The 17,790-nt window shown below is 71.2% G+C and carries 11 protein-coding genes; 9 read left to right on the top strand and 2 right to left on the bottom strand.

From position 1 onward, the window contains the following. The first annotated feature begins 154 nt into the window (after positions 1–154). The 6 genes from JFN87_RS19245 to JFN87_RS19220 all read left to right on the top strand — a co-directional run bounded on the left by JFN87_RS19245 (position 155) and on the right by JFN87_RS19220 (position 10,951). Positions 155–4,435, top strand: coding sequence for a discoidin domain-containing protein (locus tag JFN87_RS19245; RefSeq protein WP_209341636.1), 4,281 nt, complete (start codon positions 155–157; stop codon positions 4,433–4,435). A gap of 117 nt (positions 4,436–4,552) precedes the next feature. Beyond that, on the top strand, positions 4,553–5,563 hold the full coding sequence (locus JFN87_RS19240; protein ID WP_209341633.1) for a LacI family DNA-binding transcriptional regulator: 1,011 nt from the start codon (positions 4,553–4,555) through the stop codon (positions 5,561–5,563). Positions 5,564–5,717: 154 nt separating this feature from the next. Then, on the top strand, positions 5,718–7,085 hold the full coding sequence (locus tag JFN87_RS19235) for an ABC transporter substrate-binding protein (RefSeq protein WP_209341628.1): 1,368 nt from the start codon (positions 5,718–5,720) through the stop codon (positions 7,083–7,085). A gap of 7 nt (positions 7,086–7,092) precedes the next feature. Further along, a complete protein-coding gene (locus tag JFN87_RS19230; protein WP_209341626.1) occupies positions 7,093–8,055 on the top strand; it encodes a carbohydrate ABC transporter permease in 963 nt (320 codons plus the stop codon). Between the two features lie 10 nt (positions 8,056–8,065). Continuing rightward, positions 8,066–9,022: a carbohydrate ABC transporter permease gene (locus JFN87_RS19225; protein ID WP_209341624.1), complete on the top strand. Its 957-nt coding sequence runs from the start codon at positions 8,066–8,068 to the stop codon at positions 9,020–9,022. Positions 9,023–9,340: 318 nt separating this feature from the next. Continuing rightward, positions 9,341–10,951, top strand: coding sequence for a glycoside hydrolase family 13 protein (locus JFN87_RS19220; RefSeq protein WP_209341622.1), 1,611 nt, complete (start codon positions 9,341–9,343; stop codon positions 10,949–10,951). Between the two features lie 62 nt (positions 10,952–11,013). On the opposite strand, the gene JFN87_RS19215 is transcribed toward JFN87_RS19220, so the two are convergent. Further along, the gene (locus JFN87_RS19215; protein WP_209341620.1) at positions 11,014–12,267 is read right to left on the bottom strand and encodes a citrate synthase; all 1,254 of its coding nucleotides are present in this window, start codon (positions 12,265–12,267) and stop codon (positions 11,014–11,016) included. A 98-nt stretch (positions 12,268–12,365) separates the two neighbouring features. Here JFN87_RS19215 and JFN87_RS19210 point away from each other — a divergent pair, with 98 nt between their 5' ends. Continuing rightward, positions 12,366–13,538 (top strand): citrate synthase/methylcitrate synthase, encoded by a 1,173-nt coding sequence (locus JFN87_RS19210; RefSeq protein ID WP_209341618.1) that lies wholly within the window; start codon positions 12,366–12,368, stop codon positions 13,536–13,538. A 48-nt stretch (positions 13,539–13,586) separates the two neighbouring features. Here the strand turns inward: JFN87_RS19210 and JFN87_RS19205 are convergent, their stop codons facing one another. Further along, on the bottom strand, positions 13,587–15,074 hold the full coding sequence (locus JFN87_RS19205) for a GntP family permease (protein WP_245180379.1): 1,488 nt from the start codon (positions 15,072–15,074) through the stop codon (positions 13,587–13,589). Between the two features lie 214 nt (positions 15,075–15,288). Here JFN87_RS19205 and JFN87_RS19200 point away from each other — a divergent pair, with 214 nt between their 5' ends. Continuing rightward, the gene (locus JFN87_RS19200) at positions 15,289–17,091 is read left to right on the top strand and encodes a sensor histidine kinase (RefSeq protein WP_307865514.1); all 1,803 of its coding nucleotides are present in this window, start codon (positions 15,289–15,291) and stop codon (positions 17,089–17,091) included. Next, complete coding sequence (locus JFN87_RS19195) at positions 17,088–17,759, top strand: response regulator transcription factor (protein ID WP_209341615.1); 672 nt, start codon at positions 17,088–17,090, stop codon at positions 17,757–17,759. The genes JFN87_RS19200 and JFN87_RS19195 overlap by 4 nt, the downstream gene beginning before the upstream one ends. The last annotated feature ends 31 nt before the right edge of the window (positions 17,760–17,790 follow it).

Here is a 17,790-nt window from a genome sequence, read left to right as displayed (position 1 = left end):
GCAGACCGTGTGCTGAGCGTACGCACGAGCGCCGACGTCCAGAGGGCATGACAAGTTCATCGTGTTCCAGCCGTAGACGACATGGCATTTCTCTGCAACTCTCTGACCGGACTACGCAAAAGACTCTGTTAGTCAACGCAGAATGCGGGGATCCATGAGAGCGCAACGTCCCAGACGGCGAACACTCGCCGTCGTCACCACCACCAGCCTCCTGATGGTCGGCTGGCCGTCCTTCGCGGCGGCGGCCGACGGGCACCACGCGGCGGGCGGCCACACCGCGGCCGCCGCACACAGGGCGGCGACGAAGAAGGTCAGCGACGGCGATCAGTCCACCTACTGGCAGTCCGCGGGCAAGGGCGACCAGTGGGTGCAGAAGGACCTCGGCGCCACCCGGCGCGTCGACAGTGTCACTCTGAAACTGCCGGCCGACTGGAAGGCGCGCAAGGAGACGCTGTCCGTCCAGGGCAGCCGGAACGGCAGCGGCTTCGAGACGCTCAAGACATCGGCCACGTACACGTTCAGCCCCGGCTCGGGCAACACCGTCACCGTCTCCTTCCCCGCCACGAAGGAGCGCTGGATACGCGCGAACATCACCCACAACTCGGCAGGATCCAAAGCTCAGTTGTCCGAGCTGGTAGTGCACACCGCGACCGCCGCCGCCACACCGGACCTCGCGCTCGGCAAGACCATGACGGCGAGCGGGTACAACGACGTCTACCCCGCACCCAACGCCAACGACGGCAACCAGTCCACCTACTGGGAGAGCAAGAACAACGCCTTCCCGGAGTGGATCCAGGTCGACCTCGGCTCGTCGGTCGCCGTCAACAGCGTCGTGCTCAAGCTGCCCGCCGACTGGCCCGCCAGGAACCAGACCCTCCGCCTGCAGGGATCGTCCAACGGGTCGGACTTCTCCGACATCGCGGCCTCCAAGGCGTACGCGTTCAGCCCGTCGTCCGGCAACACCGCGACGATCAGCTTCAACTCCCTGACCACGCGCTACCTCAGGGCGACGTTCACCGCCAACACCGGGTGGCCCGCCGGGCAGGTCTCCGAGTTCGAGGTCTACGGCCCCGCCACCGGCGACACCCAGGCGCCGACGGCGCCGAGCGGCCTCACCCTCACCCAGCCGTCCACCGGGCAGATCCAGCTCGGCTGGCAGCCGTCCACCGACGACACCGCGGTGACCGGCTACGACATCTACCGCGACGACGAACTGGTCTCCACCGTGGCGGGCGACGTCACCTCGTACACGGAGAGCCGGCCGGCCGACGCCACCGTCACCTACTTCGTGCGGGCCAGGGACGCGGCCGGCAACGTATCGGCCAACAGCAACAGCGTCACCAGGAAGGGCGACACCGGCGACACGCAAGCGCCCACCGCGCCGGGCGGCCTCGCCTGCACGGAGCCCGCCGACGGACAGGTGAAGCTCACCTGGACCGCGTCCACCGACAACGAGGGCGTGACGGGCTACGACATCTACCGCGGCGACCAGCGCATCGGCTCGGTCGACGGCGGCACCACCACGTACACCGACACGAAGGCGGGCAGCGGCACCGTCACCTACTTCGTGCGGGCCAAGGACGCGGCAGGCAACGTGTCCGCCGACAGCAACAGCGTGACACGCAACGGCTCGGCCGGCACCGCGTCCGACCTCGCCGTCGGCAAGCCGATCACGGCGTCGTCGTCCGTCTACACCTACGTCGCGGCGAACGCGAACGACAACGACACCTCCACGTACTGGGAGGGCGCGGGCGGCAGTTACCCCGACACCCTCACGGTGAAGCTGGGGGCCAACGCGGACACCAAGAGCGTCGTCGTCAAGCTCAACCCCGCTTCGGTGTGGTCCGCGCGCACCCAGCACATCGAGGTGCTCGGCCGCGAGCAGGACGCGTCCGGCTTCACCAGCCTGGTGTCCGCGAAGGACTACGCCTTCGACCCGGCGAGCGGCAACACGGCGACGATCCCGGTCTCCGCGCGCGTCGCCGACGTGCAGCTCAAGTTCACCGCCAACAGCGGCGCGCCCGCCGGCCAGGTGGCGGAGTTCCAGGTGCTCGGCACGCCGGCGCCCAACCCCGACCTCCAGGTCACCGCGGTCTCCGCCTCGCCCGCCTCGCCCGTCGAGTCCGACCCGATCACCCTCTCGGCGACGGTGAAGAACACCGGCGCGCTGGCGGCCCCCGCGAGCACCGTCGCGTTCGACCTGGGCGGCAGCAAGGTCGCCACCGCGGACGTCGGCGCGCTCGCCGCGGGCGCCGAGACCAAGGTCACGGCGGACATCGGCGCGCAGAGCGCCGGCACGTACGAGCTGAGTGCTGTGGCCGACCCGGACAACAAGGTCACCGAGTCCAACGAGACCGACAACACCTTCACCGCGCCGTCCGGCCTGGTGGTCAAGCCGGTCGCCAGCTCGGACCTGGTCGCGACGGCAGTCGCCACCTCGCCGTCCGCCCCGTCGGCCGGTGACACCGTCACCTTCTCGGTCGCGGTGAAGAACCAGGGCACCGTCGCCGCCGCGTCCGGCACGCACGCGGTCACGCTCACACTCCTCGACGAGCAGGGCGGCACCGTCAAGACCCTCACCGGCTCGTTCAGCGGCGCGCTCGCGCCGGGCGCGACCTCTTCCCCGGTCTCCCTCGGCACGTGGAAGGCGGCCGACGGGTCGTACACGGAGAAGGTCGTCTTGGCGAAGGACGCCAACGAACTCCCCGTGAAGCAGGCGAACAACACCTCCACGCAGTCGTTCTTCGTCGGGCGCGGCGCCGACATGCCGTACGACACCTACGAGGCCGAGGACGGCGTGGTCGGCGGCGGCGCGAAGGTCATCGGCCCCAACCGCACCATCGGCGACCTCGCGGGCGAGGCGTCGGGGCGCAAGGCCGTGACGCTCGACAGCACCGGCAACTACGTCGAGTTCACCACGAGGGCCGACACGAACTCGCTGGTCACACGGTTCTCCATGCCGGACTCGGCGGGCGGCGGCGGCACCGACGCCTCCCTCGACGTCTACGTGGACGGCAAGTTCCTCAAGGCCGTCGACCTCACGTCGAAGTACGCCTGGCTGTACGGCGACGAGACGGCGCCCGGCAACTCGCCCGGCTCCGGCGCCCCGAGGCACGTCTACGACGAGGCGAACGTCCTGCTCGGCACGACCGTCAAGGCCGGCAGCACGATCCGGCTGCAGAAGGACGCGGCCAACACCTCGAAGTACGCGATCGACTTCGTGGACCTCGAACAGGTGGCGCAGGCGCAGACCCCCGACCCGGCCGCGTACGTGACCCCGGCGGGATTCGGCCAGCAGGACGTGCAGAACGCGCTGGACAAGGTCCGCATGGACACCACGGGCAAGCTCGTCGGCGTCTACCTGCCGGCAGGCGACTACCAGACCTCCACGAAGTTCCAGGTCTACGGCAAGCCGGTCAAGGTGATCGGCGCGGGCCCCTGGTTCACCCGCTTCCACGCGCCCACCACGCAGGACAACACCGACATCGGCTGGCGCGTGGAATCGTCGGCGAACGGCTCCACGTTCTCCGGGTTCGCGGCCTTCGGCAACTACACGTCGCGCATCGACGGCCCGGGCAAGGAGTTCGACCTGACGGACGTCTCCGGCATCACCGTCGACAACGTATGGATCGAGCACATGGTGTGCGCGATCTGGGGCACGCACGTCAACGGCCTGAAGGCCACGAACATGCGGATCAGGGACACGTTCGCCGACGGCATCAACCTCACCAACGGCAGCCAGGACAACCTGGTCAGCAATGACGAGGCCCGCAGCACCGGCGACGACAGCTTCGCGCTGTTCGCCGCAGAGGACCACAACTCGTCGCCGCTGACCGGCAACACGTTCCAGAACCTCACGGCGAAGCTGCCGTGGCGTGCCGCAGGCCTCGCGGTGTACGGGGGCGAGGGCAACACCCTGCAGAACATCACCGTCTCCGACACGCTCACCTACTCGGGGCTCACCCTCAGCTCGCTGGACTTCGGCTACCCCTTCCCGGGGTTCGGGGCCACCCCGCAGACCGTGGTCAAGGGGGTCTCGCTGATCCGTGACGGCGGGCACTTCTGGGGCAAGCAGGTGTTCGGCGCGGTGTGGGTGTTCTCGGCCACCGACCCGTTCCAGGGCATCCGCGTGAGCGATCTGGACATCACCGACCCGACCTACGGCGGGATCATGTTCCAGACCGACTACTCGGGAGGCAAGGCGCTCAACCCGATCAAGGACACGATCTTCACGGACGTGTCGATCAGCGGGGCGCACAGGAGCGGTGACGAGTTCGACGCGAAGTCGGGCTGGGGTCTGTGGGCCAACGAGATGCCGGAGCAGGGCCAGGGCCCGGCGGTCGGCGAGGTCACGTTCAACAACCTGAAGCTCAGCGACAACGCGCAGGACGTCCGGAACACCACCACCACGATGAAGATCGACATCAACCCGTAGAGGAGCCTCCCGGAGGACCCGGCGCGGCCGGGAGCGGAACATGCGCTCCCGGCCGCGCCGTCACCGGCTTACACACATGAGAAAGCAGTTTGCATAACTTGCGATACTCTTGCGGCCATGACGCGACGACTTGCTCAAGTGGCCAAGAAGGTGGGAGTCAGCGAGGCGACGGTCAGCCGGGTCCTCAACGGGAAGCCCGGGGTGTCCGAGGCCACCCGGCAGTCCGTGCTGACCGCGCTCGACGTCCTCGGCTACGAGCGCCCCACCCAGCTGCGCGGCGAGCGCGCCCGGCTGGTCGGCCTGGTCCTGCCCGAGCTGCAGAACCCGATCTTCCCCGCGTTCGCCGAGGTCATCGGCGGCGCGCTGGCGCAGCAGGGGCTGACCCCCGTGCTGTGCACGCAGACCAAGGGCGGTGTCTCCGAGGCCGACTACGTGGAGCTGCTGCTCCAGCAGCAGGTCTCCGGTGTGGTGTTCGCCGGCGGCCTCTTCGCGCAGGCCGACGCGCCGCACGACCACTACCGCCTGCTGGCCGAGCGCAAGATTCCCGTCGTGCTCATCAACGCCCCCATCGAGAACCTCGACTTCCCCTGCATCTCCTGCGACGACGCGGTCGCCGTCGAGCAGGCCTGGCGCCACCTGGCCTCGCTCGGCCACGAGCGCATCGGCCTGGTGCTCGGCCCCGACGACCATGTGCCGTCGCGGCGCAAGCTCCAGGCGGCCAGGGCCACGGCGAAGGCGACCGGCGCCGAGCTGCCCGACGAGTACGTCGAGCGCACCATGTTCTCCCTCGAGGGCGGCCAGGCGGCCACGGCACGCCTGCTGGACCGCGGCGTGACGGCCTACATCTGCGCGAGCGACCCGATGGCCCTCGGAGCCGTGCGCGCGGCACGCAGGCGGGGCCTCAAGGTGCCGGACGAGGTCTCGGTCGTCGGGTTCGACGACAGCGCCTTCATGAACTGCATGGAGCCGCCGCTGACCACCGTCCGCCAGCCCATCGAGGCGATGGGCAGGGCGGCGGTCGAGATGCTGTCGGCGCAGATCCAGGGCGGTTCCGTGCCTCCGGGAGAGCTGCTGTTCGAGCCGGAGCTCGTCGTGCGCAGCTCGACCGCGCAGGCGCCGAGGGGCTGAGGCGCCGCCGCCCCGCGCATGCAGGCAACTGTCAAAGATTTGCGAAATGAGAGCGACATCTTGCGGACATCCGTAGTTAGTGGTTGAGTGAGCGGCGCCACACAGCGAGCAGCTGTGCGGCTTCCCACGCTCCTGCCCTAGAGGGGTCCCACCGATGAGAAGTCCCGGGTTCCGCCGTACGTGCACCACCGCCATAGCCGTAAGCCTGGCACTCACCGCCGTGGCCGCCTGCTCGAGCAGCAAGGACAGCGGGGGGACGACCGCAGACGGCAAGACGGCCCTCACCATCAACTGCATGCCGCCCAAGTCGAACAAGGTCGACCGCACCAGCTTCCAGAACGACATCAAGACGTTCGAGAAGGCGAACCCGAAGATCGACCTCACCGCGCACGACACGTTCCCGTGCGAGGACCCGAAGACCTTCGACGCCAAGCTCGCCGGCGGGCAGATGGAGAACGTCTTCTACACGTACTTCACGGACGTCAAGCACGTCGTCTCGATCAACCAGGCCGCCGACATCACGGACTACGTGAAGGACATGCCGGGCTGGAACGAGATCGACCCGAAGCTGCGCGCCATGTACACCGTCGACGGCAAGGTGTACGGCGTCCCGAGGACGAACTACACCATGGGGCTGCTCTACAACCCGACGCTCTTCAAGAAGGCCGGCCTCGACCCGAACAAGCCGCCCACGACCTGGGCCGAGGTGCGCGCCGACGCCAAGAAGATCGCCGCGCTCGGCCACGGCACGGTCGGTTACGCCGACTACAGCGCCCAGAACCAGGGCGGCTGGCACTTCGTCGCGGAGCTGTACTCGCAGGGCGGCCAGGCCGTGTCCGCGGACGGCAAGAAGGCGACCGTCGACACACCGCAGGGCAAGGCCGTGCTGCAAAACCTCCACGACATGCGGTGGAAGGACAACTCGATGGGCTCGAAGCAGCTGCTCATCATCAACGACGTGCAGCAGATGATGGGCACCGGCAAGCTCGGCATGTACGTCTCCGCGCCCGACAACATCCCCACCATCGCCAAGCAGTACGGCGGCGACTACAAGAACATGGCGCTGGGCCCGATGCCGGGCGGCCAGGGCACGCTCGCCGGCGGCGACGGCTACATGTTCAACAAGAAGGACACCCCCGCGCAGATCAAGGCGGGCCTGAAGTTCCTCACACTGGAGACCAACACCCCCGGCAAGGGCCTGAGCAACTGGCAGTACCTCAGCGCGCAGAAGTCGCCCGTCGGCCTCCCCGAGCCGCGCCTGTGGACGCAGGGCAGCGACTACGACAAGAAGAACCTGGCGCTGAAGAAGCAGTACGCCAACGTGCCGGTCGAGAACTACCAGGCGTTCGCCGACGGCAACCCGAACCTCACGCCGCGGATCGAGCCGCCGAACGCGCAGCAGATCTACTCCGTGCTCGACTCCACCGTCTCCGCCGTCCTCACCAACAAGAACGCGGACATCGACGCGCTCCTGAAGGGCGCCCAGTCGAAGATCGACTCCGTGCTCGCGCAGCAGGGCTGACGTCCGTATGAAGACCGCCCAGGCTCCCGCGAGGTCCGCCGCGGCGCCGCCCCTGAAAGAGGGGCCGCGCCCGGCGGGCCGCCCCACGGCCCCCCGCAGGCCCCTCAGCCGCCGGCTGACCGACCAGGCACGCGCCTACGCCTTCCTCCTCGGCGGGCTGATCTGCTTCGCGCTGTTCTCCTGGTACCCGGCGATCCGCGCGGTGATCATCGCGTTCCAGAAGTACATACCGGGATCGTCGCCCGAGTGGGTCGGCACCGCGAACTTCACCCATGTCTTCCACGACCCGGAGTTCGCGGCCGCGTGGCGCAACACCTTCTACTTCACGCTGCTCGCCCTGCTGATCGGCTTCCTCGTCCCCTTCGTCACGGCGCTCGTGCTGAACGAGATGCGGCACATGAAGTCGTTCTTCCGGGTCGTCGTGTACCTGCCGGTGATGATCCCGCCGGTGGTCAGCGCGCTGCTGTGGAAGTGGTTCTACGACCCGGGAGCCGGGCTCTTCAACGAGGCGCTGCGCTTCCTGCACCTGCCGACGTCGAACTGGACGAACGGCACGTCCACCGCCCTCGTCTCCATCGTCCTCGTCTCCACCTGGGCGAACATGGGCGGCACCGTCCTCATCTACCTCGCCGCACTCCAGGGCATCCCGGGGGAGCTGTACGAGGCGGCAGAACTGGACGGGGCGAGCATCCTCCAGCGCGTCCGGCACGTCACGATCCCGCAGACCCGCTTCATCATGCTCATGCTGATGCTGCTGCAGATCATCGCGACGATGCAGGTGTTCACCGAACCGTTCGTGATCACCGGTGGCGGGCCGCAGGACTCCACCGTCACCGTGCTGTACCTGATCTACAAGTACGCCTTCCAGTACAACAACTTCGGCGGGGCCTGCGCGCTCAGCGTGATGCTGCTGGTCATGCTCGGCCTCTTCTCCGCCGCCTACCTGCGGCTGACCCGCACCGACGACTGAGAGGGCGGCCATGACCACCACGATCGCTCCGCCCCCCCGGCAGGCGCCGCCGGCCGCCCCGCGCCGCGCCCGCAAGCGGGGGGAGTCCGCCGCCGTCCGCACCCTCGTCTCCCCGCTGGCCCTCGCGAGCCGCAGGGGCAAGACGGTGTACTGGACCGTCTTCGGCCTCGTCCTGTTCCTGTTCGCTTTGGCCTTCCTCTTCCCCGTGTACTGGATGATCACCGGGGCCTTCAAGTCGCCCGACGAGCTCAACAGCAATCCGCCCACGCTCGCGCCCGAGCACTGGCATCCGGGCAACTACGGCGACGCGTGGAACCTGATGCAACTGCCCGACCACCTGTGGAACACGGTGGTGCAGGCGGCCGGCGCCTGGCTGCTGCAGCTCGTCTTCTGCACCGCCGCCGCCTACGCGCTGTCCAAGCTCAAGCCGGTGTTCGGCAAGGTGATACTCGGCGCCATCCTCGCCACGCTGATGGTGCCTGCCCAGGCCCTCGTCATCCCCAAGTACCTGACCGTGGCCGACCTGCCGTTCATCCACACCAGCCTGCTCAACAACCCGGCCGGCATCTGGCTGCCGGCGGTGGCGAACGCCTTCAACCTCTACCTGCTGAAGCGGTTCTTCGACCAGATACCGCGCGACGTCATGGAGGCCGCCGAGATCGACGGCGCGGGCAAGCTGCGCCAGCTCTGGTCGATCCTGCTGCCGATGTCGCGGCCCGTGCTCGGGGTCGTGTCCATCTTCGCGCTCGTCGCCGTCTGGCAGGACTTCCTCTGGCCGCTGATGGTGTTCTCCGCGGCGCCCGACAACCAGCCCATCAGCGTGGCACTCGTCCAGCTCTCGCAGGACGTGCCGCAGACCGACCTCATCGGCGCGATGGTCATCGCGAGCGTGCCGATGGTCGTCATGTTCCTCGTCTTCCAGCGTCACATCATCGCCGGCATCAGCGCCGGGAGCACCAAGGGATAGCACCACCCGGCGCGGCACACCATCCCGCCGCCCCGCCGGACCTCCGAGCCCGAGCCCGCGCGCCGCGGGACGGCTGCCCCCTGCCCGAAAACGCCGGGCGAGACCGGCATCCACGGCACAACGCCCGCCGCCCGGGGCAGCGGCGCGGCGCCACCCCTACGGACCGAGCCGGCACACCGGCCCGGCCGCACGACCTGCGCACCGCCGCCCGCCAACGTCCCCGCCGAGGGACGGCGGTGCGCAGCCAGCGAACCACCGTCGCCTCTCCACGGACGCCACCCCCGTGAGGGCCCCGCACACGCCCGAAAGGAACACCGCATGAAAGGCAGCCCTCTGGAACCAGCCGACCGGGACTGGTGGCGCGACGCCGCGATCTACCAGGTCTACGTGCGCAGCTTCGCCGACGGCGACGGCGACGGCACGGGCGATCTCGCCGGTGTCCGTGCCAGGCTGCCGTACCTGGTCGAACTCGGCGTCGACGCCCTGTGGTTCACCCCCTGGTACCTGTCGCCGCTGGCCGACGGCGGCTACGACGTCGCGGACTACCGCACCATCGACCCGCAGTTCGGCACGCTCGCCGAGGCGGAGAAACTCATCGCCGAGGCCCGCGAGATGGGCATACGCACCATCATCGACATCGTCCCCAACCACGTCTCCGACCAGCACGCCTGGTTCAGGGCGGCCGTCGCGGCAGGACCCGGCAGCGCCGAGCGCGGATTGTTCCACTTCAGGAAGGGACGCGGCGAGGGCGGCACGATCCCGCCGAACGACTGGGTCGGCGAGTTCGGCGGCACGCCCTGGACGCGCCTGCCCGACGGGGACTGGTACCTGCACCTCTTCGCGCCCGAGCAGCCCGACCTCAACTGGGACCACCCGGCGGTGCGCCAGGAGCACGAGGACGTCCTGCGGTTCTGGTTCGACCGCGGCGTCGCCGGCGTCCGCATCGACTCCGCGGTACTGCCCGCCAAGGACCCCGCGCTGCCCGACTTCACGCCGGGCACCGATCCGCACCCGTACGTCGACCGCGACGACCTGCACGCCGTCTACCGCGCCTGGCGGACGATCGCCGACGAGTACGACGGCATCTTCGTCGGCGAGGTCTGGCTGCCCGACACCGAGCGCTTCGTGCGCTACCTGCGCCCCGACGAACTGCACACCGCCTTCAACCTCGGCTTCCTGGCCAGCCCCTGGGACGCGGAGCGGCTGCGCGCCTCCGTCGACGAGACGCTCGCCGAGCACGCCCCCGTCGGTGCGCCGGCGACCTGGGTGCTGTGCAACCACGACGTGACGCGCACCGTCACCCGGTACGGACGCGCGGACGACACCGGGTTCGCCTTCGAACGCAAACGGTTCGGCACGCCCACCGACCTGTCGCTCGGCACCCGCAGGGCACGCGCCGCCGCGCTGCTGTCGCTCGCGCTGCCCGGCACCGTCTACCTCTACCAGGGTGAGGAACTCGGCCTGCCCGAGGCGGAGATACCGCGCGATCGGATCCAGGACCCGATGCACGAGCGCTCCGGCGGCGTGGACCCCGGCCGTGACGGCTGCCGCGTCCCGCTGCCCTGGACGGCGGGCGCGCCGTACGCGGGGTTCGGCTCAGCGGCCGAGCCGTGGCTGCCCCAGCCCGCGGGGTGGGAGGCGTACGCGGCGGACAGCCAGGCCGCAGACCCAGCGTCCATGCTCTCCCTCTACCGGGCGGCGCTCGGGCTGCGCCGCACCGAGGCGGGGTTCCGCGGCGCCGGTCTTACCTGGCTGGACGCCGCCGACGGCGTGCTGGCCTTCAGCCGCGGCGAGGGCCTGGTGTGCGTGGCCAACCTGGCGGAGGAACCCGCGGCGCTGCCCGCGCACACGCGCCTGCTGCTCGCCAGCGGCCCGCTCACCGGGGACGGGCGGCTGCCGCGTGACACGGCGGTGTGGCTGCGCGTCTGAACCGGCCGGGCGCGGTCCAGCCGCCCGCGCCTGCCGGTGCCTGACACGGCACCTGACACGGCCTACGGCAACGGCCGCGGCGGGCGGGGCCCGTTGTAGTGGCCGCTGGGGCGCAGCCGCAGCGGCCGCTCCTCGTACTCCTCCAGCGCGTGCGCGATCCACCCCGCCGTGCGGGCGACCGCGAACACCGTCTCGCCCGCGTCGGGCTCCATGCCGGCCGCGACCGTCAGCACGGCGAGCGCGAGGTCGACGTTGGCGTGCTGCTCCCCGCGGCGGGCCGTCGTCGCCTCCACCTCGCGGGCCGCCGCCAGCGCGTCCCGCGCGCCCGGCACGTCGGCCAGCGCGGCGAACAGCGCCACCGCGCGCGGGTCCTGACGGGGATACAGCCGGTGCCCGAGGCCCGGCACGCCGTGTCCCGCACGCAGGTGGTCCGAGACCACCGCGGCCGCGCTGCCGCGTTCGAGTACCTCCGTCAGCATCCGGTGCGCGAGGCCGCTCGCCGCCCCGTGCAGCGGCCCCTCGACGGCCCCGAGCCCGGCCGACACCACCGCGTACGGGTGCGCGCGTGCCGAGGCCGCGACCCTGACCGCCAGCGTGGAGGCCGCGAGATCGTGGTCGATCAGCAGCGATAGCGCCATGTCCAGGGTCCGCACCTCGGCCTCGGCCGGCGCCCGGTCCGTCAGCCGCGCCCAGAGCCGGGCGGCCAGCGGGCCGTCCGCGGCCGGTCCCTTGACTCCCGCGACGGGAAGCGCGTCGACGAGCGTCGGGATCAGCGCGCGCGCCGTGGCGAGCACCGCGTCGCGCGACAGGTCGAAGCGGAGGGGGTCGGCCACGGCGGCCGCGACCGTCGCCACCCGCAGCCGGTCCGTGCTGCCGCCGTGAGCGGGCAGGGCGCCGACCGCATGCCGGGCAGCCGCCAGCGTCCCCGGGGGAGCGGTGAACCGGAGGTCCGGGCTGCGCACGCCCGTCCAGAGCCAGTCGGCCACCTCCTCGTACGGGACGGCCCGCGCCAACTCGACGGCGTCCACGCCCCGATACCAGTACCGGTCGGCCTCGATCAGGGTGATGCCCGTGGTGATGCGCTGCATGGCGTCGCTGCCCGAGGGGGGCTGGTTGCGCGCCCTGCGCACCAGGGCGTCGACCTCCTTCGCGTCGAAGGTGCTGCCACGGCCCGTCGGATCGCGCCGGCTGGTGAGCTGCCCGCGGCTGACGTACGCGTACACCGTCTCCGGCTTCACTCCCAGCCGCCGTGCGGCCTCGCGCGTGGTCAGCCGCGCGTCGCCCGCGCCCGGCCCGTCGGCGGTCGTGTCCGTCATGGGATCACCGTACACGCGCAATGCGCACATTGATTCAATCAATATTGACAGAGATTTCTCAACCATGGACAGTCGTGTCAAGTCGAGGAGGAGAGATCATGACCGACAGCAGGTCCCAGCAGCCACCCATCGACGTGCCGAAGGGGCTCGCGGGCGTCGTCGTCACCGAGACGGCGCTCGGGGACGTACGCGGTGGCGAGGGCTTCTACCACTACCGCCAGTACTCCGCCGTCGAACTGGCGCGCAGCCGGTCCTTCGAGGACGTCTGGCACCTCCTGTTCGAGGGCGGGCTGCCCGACGCGGAGCGGTCCGCCGCCTTCGCCTCCCGCGTCGCCGCGCTGCGCCACCTGCCGCCCGAGGTGAAGGACGCCCTGCCGGTCATCGCCCGGGCATCGCGCGGAGCCGGCCCGCTGACCGGCCTGCGCACGGCGCTCTCCCTCTACGGCGCGGCCGCCGGGCTCCGGCCGCTGTACGACACCGACCCCGCCCACCGCGCCCAGGACGCGCTCGCCGCCTGCGCGGCCGTACCGACGATCCTGACGGCCCTGCACAGGATCGGCCAGGGCCAGGAGCCCGTCGAGCCGCGCGACGACCTCGGGCACGCGGCCAACTACCTGTACATGCTGACCGGCCGCGAACCCGATCCCGAGCACGCGCGGGCGATCGGCCAGTACCTCGTCTCGACGGCCGACCACGGCTTCAACGCCTCCACCTTCGCCGCCCGCGTCATCGCCTCCACCGGCGCCGACCTCGTGGCCTGCCTGGTCGGCGGCGTCGGCGCCTTCTCCGGGCCGCTGCACGGTGGCGCGCCGAGCCGCGCACTCGACACCCTGGACGCGATCGGCACACCCGAGCGGATCGACCCCTGGATCAGGGAGCGGGTGCTCGCGGGCGAGCGGATCATGGGGTTCGGGCACGCGGTCTACCGCACCGAGGACCCGCGCTCCCGCATGCTGCGCACCATCGCGCAGAAGTTCGGCGGCCCGCTCATCGACTTCGCCGTGCGCGTCGAGGAGCGCGTCGAGGCGATACTCGCCGAGCTCAAGCCGGGCCGCGAGCTCCACACCAACGTCGAGTTCTACGCGGGCGTCGTGATGGAGCAGTGCGGGCTGCCGAGGGAGATGTTCACACCGACGTTCGCCGTGGCCCGGGTGGTCGGCTGGAGCGCCAACATCCTGGAGCAGGCGGAGGACCGAAAGATCATCAGGCCGGCCGCGCGGTACGTGGGACCGCCCCCGCCGCAGCCGGTCCCGGCGGGGCGCCCCGCATGACGCGTCGGGCAGGGCGCCCCGGGACCGCGGCGGTCAGGCCCGCGGCGGTCAGGCCCAGATCGAGATCAGCAGGGCCATCAGCAGGCCGCAGGCGCTGACGATCGTCTGGATGGCCGTGTGGGACTTCGTGGCCTGTCCGAGCGTCATGCCGAAGGACTCCTTCACCAGCCAGAACCCGGCGTGGTTCACGTAGTTCAGGCCGATGGAGCCCGCCCCGATGGCGACGACGAGCAGCGCGGTGTGCAGGCTGCTTCCGCTGCCCGCCACCGGCGCGAGGATGCCGGTGGCGGCGACGATCCCCACGGTGGCCGAGCCGGTGGAGAACGACAGCAGCAGGGCGAGCAGCCAGCCGAGCAGCAGCACGTTGATGTGCATGCCCGAGGCGGCGGACTCGACCGCCTTGCCGATGCCCGAGTCCTCGAGCACCTGGTTGAACGCGCCGCCGCCCGCGATGATCAGCAGGATGGACGCGACGGCCTTGAGGCTGTCCGTCAGCGATGACCTGATCTCGTCGGCGCCCGCGCCGCTGCGGTAGCCGAGGGCGAACAGCGCGAAGAGGAAGCCGGCGAGCATGGCGGGCACCGGTTCACCGGTGAAGGTCAGCACGTGCCGCACCTGGCCGGCCTCGCCGCACACCAGCTCGGCGAGGGTGCGCAGCAGCATCAGCGCCACCGGGACGAGAACGGCGGCCAGCGCCCATCCGGTGCGGACGGTGTTCCTGCGCGCGGGCGCGCCGGCCCCGTGACCCGAGCCGGTGGCTCCGGTGGCCCCGGTGGTTCCGGTGGCATCGTTGTCCGCGGCGGGCTCGTTCCCGGCGAACCTGGCGATCAACTCGGGGTCGGGGCGCACGTCCAGACGCGGCGCGATCCACCTGCCGTACACCGGACCGGCGACGATGACCGTCGGAATCGCGCAGATCAGGCCGATCCCGATGGTGAGGCCCAGGTTGGCGTGCAGCCCCTCCACGGCGACCAGCGGGCCGGGGTGCGGCGCCACCATGCCGTGCAGCGTCGCCAGCGCGGCGATCGCCGGGGTGGCCAGGTAGATGTACGGCGACCCCTTCACGTCGTGCTCGGCCTGCAGCCGTCTGGCCACGCTGAAGATCAGCGGCAGCAGGACGATGAGCCCGATCTCGAAGAACGTGGGGATGCCGATGACGAACGCGGCCGCCGTCATGTACCAGGGCAGCGAGCGCGTGCCCGCGCGGTCGACGATCATCCGGGCGATCCGGTCGGTGGCGCCCGACAACGACAGCAGCCTGCCCAGCATCGTGCCGAAGGCCAGGGTCACGCCCACGTTGCCGAGGATGCCGCCCGCGCCGGACTCCAGGGAGTCGGCGATCTTCTCCACGGGCTCGCCCGCGGCCAGCGCGACGCCGACCGACACCGTCATCAGCGCCGCGAAGGGATGGAACCGCAGCCGCGAGTTGATGAGGAGGATCAGGGCGGCGATGGCGGCCGCCAGGATGATCAGCAGCGTCCAGGCGTGCCCCGTCACAGCCGGCCCCCGCGGGCGCTGCACGAGAGTTCCTGGCATGCGGGGCGCGGTATGTTCGGCAAGGCGACTCCTGGTCTGCGGCTCATGGTCCGGGCTCATGGTCCGTGCTCATGGCCCGGGGCTCGTTGTGTTCCGGCGGGAAGCTATCCGCCCCGTGCCACCGCCCTCCAGGTTCTGCGGGCAACCCGCATAAGCCGTGATCCGCGCGTTGTGTGCGTTCTGTGCATCCCGCGGTCCGGGTTAGCGTCTAACGGTGAGATTCTCTGGACGGGCCGCCTGGTGGCCGCCCGCCTCCCGGCGCGAACGGGTCAGGCTGAGGACCCAGGTCCTGCTGCTGCAGTGGGCGGTCGTGGCGGTGACCCTCGCCCTCGCGTTCGGCGTCTTCGCCTACTTCAACGAGCACCGCCTCGTCCGCGAGTACGAGCTGCGGGCGCTCGCGGTGGCCCGTACGGTCGCCGCGCAGCCCGCCGTCCGCCGCGGCGCCGCGCGGTACTCGGCGGCCAACGACCACCCCGGCGGCGGGGCCGCGCACACCCCGCGCTCCGTCCTCGCCGGCGGGCCGGTGCAGACGGCGGCGCAGGCGGCGCGCAAGCGCACGAAGTCCCTGTTCGTCGTCGTCACCGACGACCACGGCATCAGGCTCGCCCACCCGCAGCTGTCCCAGCTCGGCGTGATGGTGAGCACCGACCCCAGCGGCGCGCTCTCCGGCCACGAGGTGCTGGCGAGCCATCGCGCACACCTGGGCAACGAGGTCGTCGCGAAGGTGCCCGTGTACGCGCCCGGCTCGTCCACGGTCGTCGGCGAGGCCAACGCGGGCGTCGCGGTCTCCGACGTCAGGGCCCAGCTGATCCGGGTACTGGCCGGCGGTCTCGGCTGGCTGGCCGTAGCCCTGCTGCTCGGGTTCGCCGCGTCGGCGCTGCTGGCGCGGCGCTGGAAACGGCTGACCCTCGGTCTCGAGCCGGAGGAGCTGGCCGGCCTCGTGCACGAACAGGAGGCGGTGCTGCACGGCATCGGCGAGGGCGTGCTCGCCGTGGACGGCGAGGAGAGGGTCACCGTCGTCAACGACGAGGCGCGCAGGCTGCTCGCGGCCGAGGCACGGCCCGGGCGTGCCATCGGCTCCCTGGGGCTGACGCCGCGGGTGCTGGAGGTGATCCGCACGCCGGCCGGCGCCCCGGTCATGGCGGCGGTCGGTGAGCGGGTGCTGGTGCTCTCGGCACGCCGGGTCAGCCGCGACGGCCGGGACCTCGGCACCGTGCTGACCGTGCAGGACCGCACCGACGTCGAGTCCCTGACCCGCCAGCTCGACGCGGTGCAGGCGATGAGTTCCGCGCTGCGCGCCCAGGGCCACGAGTTCGCCAACCGGCTGCACGTGCTCGCCGCGCTGGCCCACGGCGGACACCTCACGGAGACCACCGAGTACATCGACACGCTGCTCGGCACGGGAAGGCTCGGCGGGGCCCTGCCCGGCATCGACGCGGTCAGGGACTCGTACATGCGCGCCTTCCTCTCCGCGAAGGCCGCGCACGCGCGGGAGAGCGGCGTGACCCTGGTCATCGGGGGAGCCACCTGGGCCGACGCCACCGTCTCGGCGCCGGTGGACGTCACCACCGTGTTCAGCAACCTGGTCGACAACGCGATCGACGCCGCCCGGCACGGTGCCCGCACCCCCCGCCTCGTCGAGGTCGAGCTGATGACCGAGGGCACCACGCTCCTGATCACCGTCGCCGACACGGGCGACGGCGTCTCGCCCGGTCTCGCGGACGCCGTCTTCCGCGAGGGCGTGTCGACGAAGGACCACGCCTCGGCGGTCGGCGGGCGCGGCATCGGGCTCGCGCTGTCCCAGGGGATCGCACGCTCCCGCGGCGGCGACATCCGCCTCGCCGAGCTGGGCGGCCCGCCGGGCGCCGGCGAGCGGCACGCCACCGAACAGGAAGCGGCCGAACAGGACACCGTCGAACACGACAGAGTTTCCGGGGGAGCGGTGTTCGTCGCCCGGCTGCCCGGAGTGATGGAGCCGGGAGCCATGGACCCGGCAGTGCTGGAGGACAGCCGATGACCCCGCCAGGATCCTTCTCCGTGCTGGTCGTGGACGACGACTTCCGCGTCGCCGGCATCCACGCCGCGCTCGTCGGCGACGTCCCCGGATTCTCCGTCGCCACCACGGCGAACTCCGCCGGGGCCGCGCTGCGGGCCACCGCCGCGACCCCCGTCGACCTGGCCCTGGTCGACATCTACCTGCCGGACGGCTCGGGCATCGACCTGCTGCGCAGGATGGACTGCGACGCCTTCGTCCTCAGCGCGGCCGCCGACGGCCCTACCGTGCGCCGCGCCATGTCCGCGGGCGCGCTGGCCTACCTCGTCAAACCGTTCCCGGCGGAACTGCTCGCCGAGAAGCTGCGCGGCTACGCGCGCTTCCGGCAGCTGACCGGCGCGGACAGCGCCGACCAGGACGTAGTCGAGAGCGCGTACGCAGCGCTGCGGGGTACGCCGGCGGCCCGGCAGGCCCGCAGGCCGAGCGCGCGCACGGCGACCGGGGACGCGGTCCTGTCCGCGGTGCGCGGCTCCGACGCCCCGCTGTCGGCGGGGGAGGTGGGCGCGCTGATCGGCGTGTCACGCGCCACCGCGCAGCGCTACCTCGCGGGGCTCGCCGGGTCGGGGCTGCTGAGGATGAAGCTGCGCTACGGGACCACGGGGCGCCCCGAGCAGGAGTACCGGATCCCCTGACCGCGCGGTGCGCCGGCCGAACGCCGGCGCA

Origin of the sequence: Streptomyces montanisoli (assembly GCF_017813245.1) — a bacterium.
GTDB classification, from domain to species: Bacteria; Actinomycetota; Actinomycetes; order Streptomycetales; family Streptomycetaceae; genus Streptomyces; species Streptomyces montanisoli.
This window is presented reverse-complemented; position numbering and strand designations above follow the sequence as displayed.